This is a genomic window from Motilimonas sp. E26 (assembly GCF_021278025.1).
Classification (GTDB): Bacteria; Pseudomonadota; Gammaproteobacteria; order Enterobacterales; family CBDFNC01; genus Motilimonas.
In genome coordinates this window covers 1-12,809 of record NZ_JAIBHJ010000037.1, presented here as the reverse complement: position 1 = coordinate 12,809, position 12,809 = coordinate 1, and the positions used below count along the sequence as shown (strand labels likewise).

At 43.9% G+C, this 12,809-nt stretch carries 13 protein-coding genes; 8 read left to right on the top strand and 5 right to left on the bottom strand.

Annotated elements, in window-relative coordinates; translation table 11 throughout:
• Positions 1-165 precede the first annotated feature (165 nt).
• Genes proV through proX form a run of 3 tightly spaced genes read left to right on the top strand, consistent with a single transcriptional unit; the run spans position 166 to position 3,481 of the window.
• Positions 166-1,353: a glycine betaine/L-proline ABC transporter ATP-binding protein ProV gene (proV, locus tag K1M91_RS19525; protein ID WP_232803935.1), complete on the top strand. Its 1,188-nt coding sequence runs from the start codon at positions 166-168 to the stop codon at positions 1,351-1,353.
• 2 nt (positions 1,354-1,355) lie between these two features.
• Complete coding sequence (gene proW, locus K1M91_RS19520) at positions 1,356-2,477, top strand: glycine betaine/L-proline ABC transporter permease ProW (protein WP_232803934.1); 1,122 nt, start codon at positions 1,356-1,358, stop codon at positions 2,475-2,477.
• Positions 2,474-3,481, top strand: coding sequence for a glycine betaine/L-proline ABC transporter substrate-binding protein ProX (gene proX, locus K1M91_RS19515; protein WP_238481486.1), 1,008 nt, complete (start codon positions 2,474-2,476; stop codon positions 3,479-3,481). The genes proW and proX overlap by 4 nt, the downstream gene beginning before the upstream one ends.
• A gap of 73 nt (positions 3,482-3,554) precedes the next feature.
• On the opposite strand, the gene K1M91_RS19510 is transcribed toward proX, so the two are convergent.
• The gene (locus K1M91_RS19510) at positions 3,555-3,770 is read right to left on the bottom strand and encodes a hypothetical protein (RefSeq protein WP_232803933.1); all 216 of its coding nucleotides are present in this window, start codon (positions 3,768-3,770) and stop codon (positions 3,555-3,557) included.
• A 105-nt stretch (positions 3,771-3,875) separates the two neighbouring features.
• A complete protein-coding gene (locus tag K1M91_RS19505) occupies positions 3,876-4,742 on the bottom strand; it encodes an MBL fold metallo-hydrolase (RefSeq protein ID WP_232803932.1) in 867 nt (288 codons plus the stop codon).
• A 131-nt stretch (positions 4,743-4,873) separates the two neighbouring features.
• On the opposite strand from K1M91_RS19505, the gene K1M91_RS19500 reads away from it, so the two are divergent.
• On the top strand, positions 4,874-5,761 hold the full coding sequence (locus K1M91_RS19500) for a LysR family transcriptional regulator (protein ID WP_232803931.1): 888 nt from the start codon (positions 4,874-4,876) through the stop codon (positions 5,759-5,761).
• A 100-nt stretch (positions 5,762-5,861) separates the two neighbouring features.
• Here K1M91_RS19500 and K1M91_RS19495 read toward each other — a convergent pair whose 3' ends face one another.
• The gene (locus K1M91_RS19495) at positions 5,862-6,542 is read right to left on the bottom strand and encodes a DUF2057 family protein (RefSeq protein ID WP_232803930.1); all 681 of its coding nucleotides are present in this window, start codon (positions 6,540-6,542) and stop codon (positions 5,862-5,864) included.
• 586 nt (positions 6,543-7,128) lie between these two features.
• Between K1M91_RS19495 and K1M91_RS19490 the strand changes: the two genes are divergently transcribed.
• Positions 7,129-8,613 carry a PIG-L family deacetylase gene (locus K1M91_RS19490; RefSeq protein ID WP_232803929.1) on the top strand — a complete coding sequence of 495 codons (1,485 nt, stop codon included), beginning with the start codon at positions 7,129-7,131 and terminating at the stop codon, positions 8,611-8,613.
• A gap of 75 nt (positions 8,614-8,688) precedes the next feature.
• Here K1M91_RS19490 and K1M91_RS19485 read toward each other — a convergent pair whose 3' ends face one another.
• Both K1M91_RS19485 and K1M91_RS19480 read right to left on the bottom strand, forming a co-directional pair.
• On the bottom strand, positions 8,689-9,393 hold the full coding sequence (locus K1M91_RS19485) for a DapH/DapD/GlmU-related protein (protein ID WP_232803928.1): 705 nt from the start codon (positions 9,391-9,393) through the stop codon (positions 8,689-8,691).
• 20 nt (positions 9,394-9,413) lie between these two features.
• Positions 9,414-10,256, bottom strand: a complete 843-nt coding sequence (locus K1M91_RS19480) for a glycosyltransferase (RefSeq protein WP_232803927.1) — start codon at positions 10,254-10,256, stop codon at positions 9,414-9,416.
• A 413-nt stretch (positions 10,257-10,669) separates the two neighbouring features.
• On the opposite strand from K1M91_RS19480, the gene K1M91_RS19475 reads away from it, so the two are divergent.
• The 3 genes from K1M91_RS19475 (at position 10,670) to K1M91_RS19465 (ending at position 12,769) form a co-directional block, all read left to right on the top strand.
• The gene (locus tag K1M91_RS19475; RefSeq protein WP_232803926.1) at positions 10,670-11,224 is read left to right on the top strand and encodes a hypothetical protein; all 555 of its coding nucleotides are present in this window, start codon (positions 10,670-10,672) and stop codon (positions 11,222-11,224) included.
• A gap of 582 nt (positions 11,225-11,806) precedes the next feature.
• On the top strand, positions 11,807-12,412 hold the full coding sequence (locus K1M91_RS19470; protein WP_232803925.1) for an SLATT domain-containing protein: 606 nt from the start codon (positions 11,807-11,809) through the stop codon (positions 12,410-12,412).
• A 153-nt stretch (positions 12,413-12,565) separates the two neighbouring features.
• Positions 12,566-12,769: a ParA family protein gene (locus K1M91_RS19465; RefSeq protein ID WP_232803924.1), complete on the top strand. Its 204-nt coding sequence runs from the start codon at positions 12,566-12,568 to the stop codon at positions 12,767-12,769.
• Positions 12,770-12,809 lie beyond the last annotated feature (40 nt).

Sequence of the window (12,809 nt, the reverse complement as noted above, 5' to 3'; positions counted from 1 at the left end):
CAATAAACTGTAATTTTTATCGTTAAATTGGCTAGTTATGGTTTTATTTTTGTCTTTAGTCTATTTTTCATCCAATAAAACAGAACAACTATAATAGTTAGGTAACGAAATGATCTTAAAAATAATTTATTTAGTTACCTAAGCAAATTGTTCAAGGAATAGTGAATGTCGACCATATTGGAAGTGCAAAATCTGTACAAGGTATTTGGCGATAAACCCGAGCAAGCGTTTCCGCTGATCGATAAAGGTTTAGATAAAGACCAAATATTTGCACAAACAGGGTTAACGGTAGGGGTGCATGATGTATCTCTATCCATTAACCAAGGCGAAATTTTCGTCATTATGGGGCTCTCAGGCTCCGGTAAATCCACCTTAGTACGCTTACTTAATCGTCTCATCGAACCCTCTCGTGGCAGTGTATTACTCAATGGTAAAGATATTGCCCATATCTCGACCGAAGAGCTAATAGAAGTGCGCCGTAATAACATTTCTATGGTGTTCCAAAGTTTTGCATTAATGCCACACATGACAGTGATCGAAAACACCGCATTTGGCTTAGAGTTGGCCGGAATTGATCTGCCGACCCGGCATCAGCAAGCGATGTCGGCGTTAGAGCGAGTAGGGCTAGATAGCTATTGCGACTCGTTTCCAGATGAATTATCCGGCGGGATGAAGCAGCGAGTAGGCCTTGCCCGCGCATTGGCGTGTGACCCTGACATCTTGCTAATGGACGAAGCTTTCTCGGCATTAGACCCGTTAATTCGTACTGAAATGCAAGATGAACTTATCCGTCTGCAAAATGACGATAGACGCACCATAGTGTTTATTTCGCACGATCTGGATGAAGCCATGCGCATTGGTGACCGCATCGCCATTATGCAAAATGGCGCGGTGGTGCAAGTAGGCACCCCTGACGACATTTTACATAACCCCGCCAACGAATATGTGAGCTCCTTCTTTAGAGGTGTGAATGTCGCGACGGTATTTTCAGCAAAAGACATTATGCGTAAAAAACCTGCAGCGGTGTTTAACAAATCAGAATATGACGGCCCAGCATCGGCCATTCAGCATTTGATTGACCATGATCGTGATTACGGTGTGGTGGTTGATAAAAGTAATAAATATCTAGGCATAGTGTCACTTGATTCTCTGAAGCAAGCTTATAAAGAGCATCGTTCGCTGGTGAGTGCGATTTTAGAAGACACCTTATGTCTTGACCCAGAGGTGCCAGTGGGTGAACTGATTGGCCCTGTGGCCAGCGTTGCTTATGCGGTGCCTGTGGTTGACGAAAATAAAAATTATTTAGGGGTCATCACCAAGTCCCGTTTATTACAAACTTTGGATAGGGAATAGTCATGGCTGAAGCAGAGAAAAGTAATGACCCATGGGCCAGCAGTCAAACAGAGGCGCCTAGTGCTGATCCTTGGGGGGGCAGCGCATCGGATGCGACGAGCACTAACCCTTGGGCTACTGATACCACATCAGGGGCTAATGATTGGCTGAACAGTGCGCCGACAGAATCTGTCCAGTTTGATTGGCTCCATCCATTTCAAGATGCGATTATCCCTTTTGATAGCTGGATTGAAACCGGACTGAACTGGCTAGTTGAACATGGCCGGCCATTATTTCAAGCCATTCGGATACCGATTGATTTTATTTTAACTACCTTTGAAACCGCTTTGGTTTCCACTCCCGCGCCTTTTATGTTGCTGATTTTGTTTCTATTTGCATGGCAGTTTGCTGGCATTCGGTTAGGCGTGGCGGCATTGTTTTCATTGCTCATTATTGGCTTGATTGGCGCTTGGCCTGAGGCCATGACCACCTTATCGTTGGTCATGACATCCGTATTCTTTTGTTTGGTGATTGGCTTACCCCTTGGAATTTGGTTGGCGCGAAGTAAAACCGCCGCCCAATTTGTCAGGCCAGTGTTAGATGCCATGCAAACCACACCGGCCTTCGTCTACTTGGTGCCCATTGTCATGCTATTTGGTATTGGTAACGTGCCAGGTGTGGTCGTGACTATTATCTTTGCGCTGCCACCGGTAGTGCGATTAACCATTTTAGGCATACATCAAGTGCCAGAAGAGCTAATAGAAGCGGGCCATTCATTTGGCGCAAATTCAAAACAAATGCTCTATCGCATTCAATTACCACTGGCTATGCCAACCATTATGGCGGGCGTTAACCAAACCTTAATGCTGTCTTTATCTATGGTGGTGATTGCCTCAATGATTGCGGTAGGTGGCCTTGGCCAAATGGTACTACGTGGTATTGGTCGTCTTGATATGGGCTTAGCGGCAGTAGGTGGCTTAGGTATTGTTATCTTAGCAATTCTACTTGACCGCATTACCCAAGAAATAGGTGCTAAATCGCGCGATAACAAAGCGCGTTGGTTTCACAGTGGACCTGTGGCACTGGTATTAAATGTTGTTTCTAAACCGAAAAAATCAGTTAATCAAACAGGAGAGTCAAAATGAGTTATTCATGGGCTAAAACCATGGCTGTAAGCCTACTAACCGGTGCCACATTAAGCGGCGCAGCATTGGCTGAATCTTTACCCGGTGAAGGGGTGACAGTGCAACCCGTGCAATCAACCGTGGCTGAAGAAACCTTTCAAACGCTGATCGTGAACAAAGCACTAGAAGCATTGGGTTACGACGTTAAAGACACAAAAGAAGTGGACTACAACGTTGGCTACACCTCAATAGCCAAAGGTGATGCAACTTTTCTTGCGGTAGGTTGGTTCCCACTGCACGCCGACAAATACACCATGTCAGGTGGCGATAAAAGCTTCTCTCGCACTGGTGAATACATCAGTGGTGCCGCGCAAGGTTACTTAATCGATAAAAAAACTGCTGAAAAATATGGCATTACTAATATTAGCCAACTAACGGATCCAAAAATTGCCAAGCTATTTGATGCCAACGGTGATGGCAAGGCTGATTTAACCGGCTGTAACCCAGGCTGGGGCTGTGAATTAGTGGTTGAAGAGCATTTAACTGCTTATAAATTGCGTGACACAGTGACCCATAACCAAGGTAACTATGCCGCGATTATTGCTGACACCATTTCACGTTACAAAAAAGGTGACCCGATTTTGTATTACACATGGACACCTTACTGGGTAAGTGGTGTATTAGTACCGGGTAAAGATGTCGTTTGGTTAGAAGTGCCATTCTCAGCACTGCCGGGTGAGCGCAAAGACATTGATACTACGCTGTCTAATGGTAAAAACTACGGCTTTGAAATGAACTCAATGCGCATTGTTGCCAACAAAGAGTTTACTGAGAAAAACCCAGCCGCGGCTAAGCTATTTGAAATTATGAAGCTAGATATTAATGCGGTCAGCGCGCAAAACATGATGATGAGCCAAGGTAAAAATAGCTCAGCAGACATTGAGGCACATGCTAACGGCTGGATAGCAGCAAACAAAGCTACCTTTGACGGCTGGATTGCAGAAGCGAAAAAAGCAGCTATGTAATAGCGCTGCAGCTAAATAGTAAGTTGTTTTAAACAGGCCGCTCAGCGGCCTGTTTTATTTGTAGCGTTGCTTGCTAGTGAGTCACTGTTTCATCTGTTATGTTCTGTTGCACAACAACTGGGCACCACCTAGAGTCACGGCCATTGGCAAATACGCAATGATAGTAGCCGTGCATATAATAAATAACTTGTCCTAGCTTGGGCTCTGGGTAGCGTTCAATAATACCCGAGCGCCAGCTAGTAAGGTAATCCGCTAGGCTTTGTTGGTGCATAACCTGAGCATTCTTCATCTTTTCCTCTTCAGTTAGCTTGGTTATCTAGCAAAGAGTTTACCTAATGCGGTTGAACCTAAACTTAACCAAGTTGAATTTAGCATCAACATGCCGCAGCGTTGACTACCAAGTCATTTCACCAGTATGAACCTTTGCGCTAAGTTCAAGGGATGATGGACTGGCTGCTTGTGGATAGGCTTGGTCCATGGCGTTAATTAGCTCAGCGCTGTTGTTCGCTTTGCTTTTTTCGCTGATAAAAGTTGTTAAATAAGACAAAGAAAACTGCACACTTGATAGATCCAAAGCTGAGTCTGGTGTCATGTGGCCGGGGATCACTACTTCAGGCTTAAGTGACTTCATTTCTTTTAATTGCGCTGACCACGCTTGCAGCTCTTCATCTGATTGCGTATCAGCCATCCACAGGTGTAAGTTGCCAGACACTGCCACATTACCCAAAATGGCCTTATTCGCTGGGATCCATAAATAAGGACGGTGAGCTAATTGCCCTTGCGTGCCTTTTATCTCAATCTCCACTCCATCAATGCTAATCGTACTGGCAGAGTAGGCGGTTGGAATGATTGGTTTTTCCGGCGCATTGGCGCCCATTTGAGGAGCCCAAAAAGCGATTTTACCTTTGAGTTTTTTCTCAATTACCGTGCGTACCGCTGGCGTGGTGATGATCGCTGCGTCAGGAAACATCTTATGCAGTACTTCAGCGCCAAAGTAATAATCTGGATCGGCTTGGCTAATAAAAATCGTTGTTAAGGTTTTGCCTGAATCTAAAACATTGGCGGCAATGCGCAGCGCGTCGGCTTTTGAAAACCCAGTATCAACAACTAATGCTTCGTTTTCGCCGTAAACCAGTGTTGAATTCACATTAAAACTGCTTTCATCTGCGTTATACACTTTTAGTGTTAATGGTTTAGCAACCTCTGCAAATACTGAGTGGCTAAGTAGGGCTGCGGCGGTTAATAAAACTAACTTTTTCATATCTCTCCTAAATGTCTGTTGCACTCGTTATCTTCGAGTGATGTGTTGCCTTCGAGGTGTATAGTAGAGATTTGATCCGCTCAGAAAAATAGACAATACTGAACATCATTGTTTCGTATAGTGAGCAAGTGATGGATAGGCTAACGGCAGCAAAAGTGTTTATCAATGTAGTGCAATGTGGCAGTTTTAGCGCCGCAGCTGACCGACTGAATATGTCGCGTAGTATGGTCACTCGCTATGTAGACAAAATGGAAAATTGGCTACAAACGCGTTTATTGCACCGCACCACCCGCAAAGTCACCTTAACCAGCGCCGGTGAAACCTGCCTTAAAGAAATAGAAGCTTGGCTAGAGCAAGGGGATAAACTCGCGCGATATGGCGCCGATCCGCAAGCGTTAACTGGACGAGTGAAAGTGGCCACCAGTGTGTCGTTAGGGGGCGCTTTACTGGCACCCGCTATAAAAGCGTTTCAAGACCAACACCGGCAGATATTTATTGATCTGGATGTGCAAGATTCGGTAAAAGACATGACCGAGCAACAAATTGATCTTGCCATTCGTATTACCGCTTCCCCATCAGATACATTAATTGGCAAACCTATACGGGTGTGTGAGTCGGCGTTAGTTGCCTCTCCTGATTATCTCGCCCAAGCTGGAGCGATAGTAGAGCCGCAAGACCTAACAGCACACCGCTGCTTAGGCTATAAAAACTTTGCTTGGAGCGTGTGGCATTTAGCTAAAGACAAGCAGTTTGAGGCCGTTGAAGTGTCTTGTCACCTAACGGCGAACGAAGCCACTACTTTACTTTATGCCTGCTTGAGCGGTGCGGGTGTGTCGTTACAGCCCACCTATTTAGTCAACAAATACCTAAAATCCGGTGAGCTTTGCCACGTACTGCCGCAATGGCAACCCAATGAAATGAAAATCTACGCCTTGTACTCATCACGTAAACATCTGTCGCCAGCAATACGAGCCTTAATTGACCACCTTGAGCAATACTTTGCAGATCATCCTTGGTAGGGTTATTTAAGGGATTATCAAGAGTGTTAAGGACAAGGGCAGGAAGTCGGTTAGCCAAGCGCAGCGCTTGCTAACCGGTGTTATAGTTGGAGCAGGGGATTTACTGGTTTATAAAGTCTTTAAAGCGTTGCTGCGTGGCTTTGTCAGCTCGGTTGTACCAAAAATGCAGCATCTCTTCAGCTGTGCCGCTATCAACTTGCTTGGTTGTATTCGCGCCAGCATTTGACTGAGGGTTAGTTGTTGCGGTTTTCTGTAGCGCGATAGCCGTACTGGCACCCGCTGCACCCGCCAAAACGATAGCCGCTTTAGCGCCTGTTTGGTTGTAGTCTTTGGCCTCATCAACATAGTCGCGACCCAGCTGCATCCCTTCTTTGGTCAGCTTATCTTCAACCTTGGTGATAGGGTTACCAGCTTGATCAACTAGCTGCCATTCAAGGTTACTAATGTGCTCCTCGGCGCTGCGATAGCTTTTATAATCAGGCATTACAAATGACACTTGGCTATCACTCGCCGTAAACTTGGCAATAATGGTGTCACTTGTCGTGCTAATTTCTTCCCCTGCTTTAGTGAAAGAGGGCTCATAACGAAACACAATTTGGCTTTCGCCATTGGGTAATACTAGCGTGTTGTTACTTGAAAAGAGGCCGCTCGACAGCTTCACCTTCTCGCCATTGGCTACTAATAAGTTAACATCTTGAGCGACGGTTAAAGTAACATCCGCCTGCGCCGCTGCACTGATTGATAGGGCCATTGTTAAAGCTAATGGTTTGATAATACGCATTATTTAAAAACCTTTTATGGTAGTAACCTTGCTAGATATCGCGCGAACACCGAGTGAACACAACGTGGCAACGCGCTATAAAGTGAGATTGTAAATCTGATATTGAGGTTGCCGTTTTAGCTGGCGAAATACAAGTCAGAATAAGTACTTAATTTGACAACTTGATGAAGGTTGCTGTTTGTTAGCTTACTGCCTAAGGTTGCACAGTGACTGATTTGTAAGCACCGCTTTGTTTGACCTCTTTATTTAATGAGTGACTGAGTATGCAAACTTGGTTTGTTATATTGGCTCTTTGGATATGATATGCCTAATTATTTTTCGTTGTATTGATGTGTAATTGTTTCAATATGTTATGGATGAATAAATCAATTTAATGTATGTTTTGGAATCATTTTTAATGGCGTTAGCGTTCTCGGCTTTAGTGTTCAGTGGTGCTGTTTGGTCTGTTAACTTGTTGGATCGCCCTTACTTTAGTTGTTGATTTAGATAAGGGATAAAGTGGCTGCTGGCTCATTTTTATGGATGCGTCCTTTAGTTTGTTGCTGCAGAGAGCCAATACTGCCTCGTTTTAGGAGTTTAATAAATCATGGCTAGGCTTGAAGATATTCCTTGTTATCATCCACACTCTCAGGTTGCTTTAAATCCCAATTTTGCCTTGTATGGCAATGACGTGTTTTTCAACTTAGGTGGTGCGCATCGTTCCAGTACGCCCACATTGACTTTAAATGCCAGTGAAGTCGGCTTGTTTCAACGGCTCGCTGCTCAACCCAGCTCGGCTTCGCTGTTACAAGAGTTTCCCCAGGCTACAGATTTACTTTGCCAATGGTGGCAGCGGGAGTTGGTGTTTTTTTATCTTCCCATTCCTGCAGAGCAACAGGAGCATATAGTTGTTTTAGAGCCCCATGTTGATGATGCGGCCTTATCGGTAGGGGGCAGCTTGTTAAAGCTGCAGCACGCTAAAAAAATCACTATTTTGACCAACGCCTTTCATTCCAACTATACCTGCTATCATGAAAAAACCACTGATGATACTGAATTTGTCACCCAGCGTCGTGCCGCAGAAGGTGCTCTAGCGGCCGCGATATTGGGTGGCAGGCATGAACATTTAGATCAGTTGGATAAGCCATTACGTTGGACTAAAGGTAATGGCCAAGATTTATTGCACCCGCAGCAATTGCGTGAGTTGGCTCAGGTGATGGCACAAAAGATATTGGCTCTTGAGCCAACAGAGCTTTGGATCCCGCTTGCGTCGGGCTCTCATTCTGACCACCATAACACACGTAATGCCGCTATCCTGATGCTGCAACTTTATGCCGACGACTTTGCAAATTGCCGAGTATCTATTTACGAAGATCAGCCTTATGTGTATGACTTTGGCCCCGCAATGCGAGACTTTTTGCTCGCGCAAGTATGCCAAACCACTAGGCCAATACAGGTGATTGAAAACATCGATTCGGTAATGGCGAAAAAACAGCGATTGGTAAGTATTTTTAGTTCACAGTTTAAGCCGAGCTTTATGTTGCCTTCGATTATAGCGGCGGCCAAAGATCATGCTGCTAATGCGGAGTTTATTGAACGGCGCTGGCTATTAACCAGTACCCCACAATTGCCTTCATACCAACAATTTGAGTCGTTATCGGATGCAACCAAGCTATTTTATCAGCTTAAACAAAGCCAAGAGGTTAATTTAGTCATTCACGATTACTTGGTCGCAGAGGATGTACATAGACTGCAGAGCGCTTTTAGCCCCTTAAAGTTAAACATTTATACTCGAGAGCGAGAGAGGGATCGCGGTCGTGCTCAGGCGGTTCATAGTGATAATATTAAGCTGCATTTTTACGATAACAATTTAGATGATTGCTTTGAGGTAACAGAGCGGCTGATTAATGAAAGCCAACACTTTACTATTTTGGCTTGCTATCAACTGGCTCAGCGTGAATGTGAGCAACGCTTTGCCATTTTTAATCAGCCTGAACAGATTTATAAAACCCTTTGGATGAGCTCGATGATTGCCGCACTCGATGAACAGCTAGCAAAATGCCGTGCTGATATGTCGTTGGCGACGGTATAAGTAGCGGTGTGTAGATGCAATCAAGTAGGTTAACTAGCGTAAATGCTACCTGCTTGATTGCAATCTGAGGCTGAATTAAGAAACTTTTTTGACCACGCGTGCTGGGTTTCCCATTACGACGGTGTTATCGGGAATGGATTTGATCACGACACTGTTGGCTCCAATCACGCAATTTTCGCCTATTTGTACGCCTTTCATTATCCAGGCGCCAGCCCCAATCCAAGAGTTAGCGCCAATTTTAACGGGCGCTGATTCAAGCCGAGCTATTTCAGTGTCGGTGCCACGGCCTTCGGTGGTGTGTCCATCACAATCCATAATGGTTACGCCAGGGCCAATTCCGACATAATCACCTATTTCAACATGCTCGTAGGCCACAATGGCCACACCCAGCATCTGCACCCCAGTGCCAAGGGTGATTTTTCCGGCGGGTTTATCATTGGCTTTTACCGAGGTTAGCTTAATGCAGCTACTATGAAAGGGAGGAGTAACAGGGTTTGATTCTAAAAAGCATCCCGGCCCTATGGTGATAGCACCATGGAAGGCAAGGGTTTCTGCCTGATTGAGCTCACTATAAACCGAATAACCTTTCTCATCAGTTACTTGGGTAAAGCAAATGCGCGGCACACTCGATATGACGGCGTCTTGTGCAATGCTCACGCCGCGCGCAGTTAATAACTGAGCGACATGTTTGGGATCGGTGGTAAAAGGGGCAGGGGACGATTCGCTTTGAAACTCAGGGTCGTCGGGTAAACTGATAAATAAACTTTTATAAGCGGGCATAACTATTCCTTACTACGGTTTCAAAGTTGAATACCTTGGGTCCAATTCAGCAGTAAAACATCTTCGGCGATGTCTGGATGTTTTTTGATGATGTATTTTAAATTCTCTTGCCCTGACTGTTGCGAACCTTGGGCTGATTTATCATGAGGCAGGTGCAATACTAATGGCGATTTAAGTAAATCAAACTTGGCGCCCTGCTTGGCCAAACGGATCCCTAATTCGAAGTCTTCACCACCCCAAGTATTAAAGTGTTCGTCAAAGCCTTCTACTTTGCGTAGCAACGCGGTTTTGGCGCTTAAGTGGCAAGTCCATGCAACAAACCAAGGGTAGCGGCTTTGGTTAAAGCCATTAGGCAAGTTATTAAGAATAGCGTAGCGACAATCTAAATATTCAGTGCTTGCTTGTAAGGTCTTAAACACCTTATTAAGGGGCTGTTGTTGATATAGGGCGAGTAAGCTTGCTTCGTTTTTTAGTTCAAACTCTTCAAAGCCATAGCACATGCCTATCAGCACATCTTGGGGTTTTGATTGATACGCTTGGAAATGGCTGTGTAGTAAGTTATTGGGTACCACTATGCCAGCGTCAAGAAACAAACAAATCTCATAGTTAGCGGCATAAATACCTTTATTACGGGCCATGCCAGCTCTAAAGCCCATGTCAGACTGGTATTGATATTGAATGTTTAGCATGTGGCGAAACGAGTTAACCACGGCTTCGGTATTATCCGATGAGCCATCATCAACAACGATAACTTCAAACGGGCAAGTTGCATTTATTTGCTGTTCAAGTGAAGCTAACGTGCCCTCTAGTAATTTTGCGCGATTATAAGTGGGTATGATCACGCTTATCCCAGCTTGTAACATGGTTAAATCATCCCTTTTGTATCATCCACCCTAAGGATGGATATGAGCCAACGCGCAGGAAAGGCCTGAGTCGTTGATTTATATATCAAATTAAAGTGAACCATATATTAAGTGATGATGCAGTTGTTAACAATAACCAGTAGAGAGCTTTCGGCGCGGCAATGGCATAGGTTATAACTTGAAGGCTTATCGCCATCGCATCACTGGTTTCATCAATCGGACAACTACGGATATTGGCTTTTTTATTTTTGCTATGCATAATTTACAAGTTTTTGATGTTTTATGCGCCGATGAAATTGAAGGGACTGAATGTGCTTGGTGCAGTTAGAGCGGTGCACAGTGCGAAGATGCTGGTCAAATAAAAAATTACGCTAAACAGCGTTCATTTAATCGCTTAAACAGTGAGATAAAGTATGAAACAAGCATCAAGATTTATGCCCCAATATGAACCTGAAAAGACAAGCCGTGGGGCTTTGATCGGCTATGTAACTGTTGCTTTGACCATTATTTTAGTCATGGTGGCCGTGGTAGTTTACCAGCCTTGGTCGCTGGTGGTTTTTGTTGGTTTAGCTATATTCGCGAAAATTGTGTGGGTTATCGATCAACCCAAAGTAGAGCAACATTTTCTAAAACTGTGCCAAGAGCGTGATGGCTTGTCTATTTGTGAATTTGCTAAGTCGTTTGATACAAACGTTGTAGATACATGGGTTATCCGTGCAGTGTACGAACAACTTCAAGCAGCGTTGCCAACTGAGCATAAAGTTCCTATCAAAGCTTCTGATTCTTTACTTGATACCTTGTTGCTTGATGTGGATGACATTGATTTATCTTTAGTTGAAGAAATTGCGCAACGAACAGGTAGAAGTCTTGAGCTTTTCGAAAAAAATCCCTACATAGGCAAAGTAACCACCGCGCAAAACTTGGTGCTCTTTTTTAATCATCAGGCTCCTGTGCATGCTATGAAGTAAGTGAAAAATTGCGCGTGGATGACTAGTAATGCTAACCCCCAGAGTTTATAAAGCCTTTACAGTTGGAGTTGAAGCAATACTAAACACTCATTAAGGTGGCGCCTCAGGCCCTTGATATATCTGCTTATGTTGCCTTTTTCATAGATTGGTGGAAGGGCGGGAGTTGAACTGCATCAGTAAAGTTTTAACTGTTTGTTTTAAATTGATATTCATGTTTCGCTAAAAGCTCGTGCTACTAACGTGCTATTTGGGTTGAGCTTGGCTCTATTGTGTGGCTAAGTTCAGATACTGCAATTCATAAGCCTTCCGATGATCCAGTTTATCTAGTGTTCCCCAATCTTACTATTTACTCTCGACAGTACTCACTTACAGAGATGAGTTAATGCCTGTCCCTGATGCATACATTATTCGTCACAGTTTTGTCGGAAACCAATCGAGATGCTGAAGTAATCGGTAAGCATTTGTTTACCATGGATAATAATAGTGTAAATATTGAGGGTACGTTTTAGGCGTCGTTTTGGGGAGTTTTATCACCCCATGATGGGGTCTAAGAAGCTGTTATGACTGAACTGGAGAATTAGCTTGGCAGAATTAGAAGACAGTAAGATCAAGGAATTATTGCGAAGAACAAAATTAACAACGAAGTCTCGCTACAGAGCGAGCGAAAGATTTGCAATGCATCAAAAGGTGTCTCAGTGGACGGTCGCTTTTATATCTGCGGCATTAATATTTATTCCACTTTTTCAAGCATACGGTGTTGAACTTGCAGTACCTAATCAACTTTTAAACAGCTTTCAGTCTGTTCTTGCTGTTATGGTTTTAGTGTACTCTTTGTTACTCGGCCAAGAAAATTTTGTATCAAGATCTGAAGCAATGCATAGGAATGGTGTAGAGCTTGGTCGCTTTGCGAGAAAGCTTCGAGGACTTCAAGAAGGCGATGCTGATTATGATGCATTAGTGGAAGAGTATTATGGAATTCTAGAGAAATACGAGAACCATAAGCCAGTCGATTATTTATTCACGCGACTTCACAGTAAGCCAGATAAATTGTTCGAGTGGCCTGAATATCTGTGGATCTGGGTTAGAGCTCATTTCTTCAGTTGGCTTGGATACTCACACTATATAGCGGCCATAGTTTTTGTTGCGTATCTATTTTATTACCTATTATCAAATATAAATCTGGGTTAAGCCATAACAAACGCATAAATAATGACGTCAAACGTGTGGCAGACGCTCACGGCGTTTTTCAAGTTAGTTGTCACCATTATCCGAATTTTATGCGAGCGTTAGTGCACCCAATGTAGAGCTGCATAAGTATATTTTAATTACGAAGGAACTTAGATGATAACGTTAGCAATGTTTAACAATAAGGGCGGTGTTGGAAAGACAACATTAACATGCAATGTTGCTGCCTTTATTGCGCAGCGAATGAAGAAGCGGGTTCTTATTGTAGATTGTGATCCTCAATGTAATGCAACCCAATTAATCATGGGAGAGGAATATGCAACTTGTTCTGGTCAACCAAAACTGGACACCTTTAGTTGAGAATTTTCAAACTCCACTGGTGACAGATCACCATTGGCTG

Excerpts from the sequence above, each read along its gene's own strand:
- proV (WP_232803935.1), top strand. The coding sequence starts at position 166 with ATGTCGACCATATTGGAAGTGCAAAATCTGTACAAGGTATTTGGCGAT.
- proW (WP_232803934.1), top strand. The coding sequence starts at position 1,356 with ATGGCTGAAGCAGAGAAAAGTAATGACCCATGGGCCAGCAGTCAAACA.
- proX (WP_238481486.1), top strand. The coding sequence starts at position 2,474 with ATGAGTTATTCATGGGCTAAAACCATGGCTGTAAGCCTACTAACCGGT.
- K1M91_RS19510 (WP_232803933.1), bottom strand. The coding sequence starts at position 3,770 with ATGAAGAATGCTCAGGTTATGCACCAACAAAGCCTAGCGGATTACCTT.
- K1M91_RS19505 (WP_232803932.1), bottom strand. The coding sequence starts at position 4,742 with ATGAAAAAGTTAGTTTTATTAACCGCCGCAGCCCTACTTAGCCACTCA.
- K1M91_RS19500 (WP_232803931.1), top strand. The coding sequence starts at position 4,874 with ATGGATAGGCTAACGGCAGCAAAAGTGTTTATCAATGTAGTGCAATGT.
- K1M91_RS19495 (WP_232803930.1), bottom strand. The coding sequence starts at position 6,542 with ATGCGTATTATCAAACCATTAGCTTTAACAATGGCCCTATCAATCAGT.
- K1M91_RS19490 (WP_232803929.1), top strand. The coding sequence starts at position 7,129 with ATGGCTAGGCTTGAAGATATTCCTTGTTATCATCCACACTCTCAGGTT.
- K1M91_RS19485 (WP_232803928.1), bottom strand. The coding sequence starts at position 9,393 with ATGCCCGCTTATAAAAGTTTATTTATCAGTTTACCCGACGACCCTGAG.
- K1M91_RS19480 (WP_232803927.1), bottom strand. The coding sequence starts at position 10,256 with ATGTTACAAGCTGGGATAAGCGTGATCATACCCACTTATAATCGCGCA.
- K1M91_RS19475 (WP_232803926.1), top strand. The coding sequence starts at position 10,670 with ATGAAACAAGCATCAAGATTTATGCCCCAATATGAACCTGAAAAGACA.
- K1M91_RS19465 (WP_232803924.1), top strand. The coding sequence starts at position 12,566 with ATGATAACGTTAGCAATGTTTAACAATAAGGGCGGTGTTGGAAAGACA.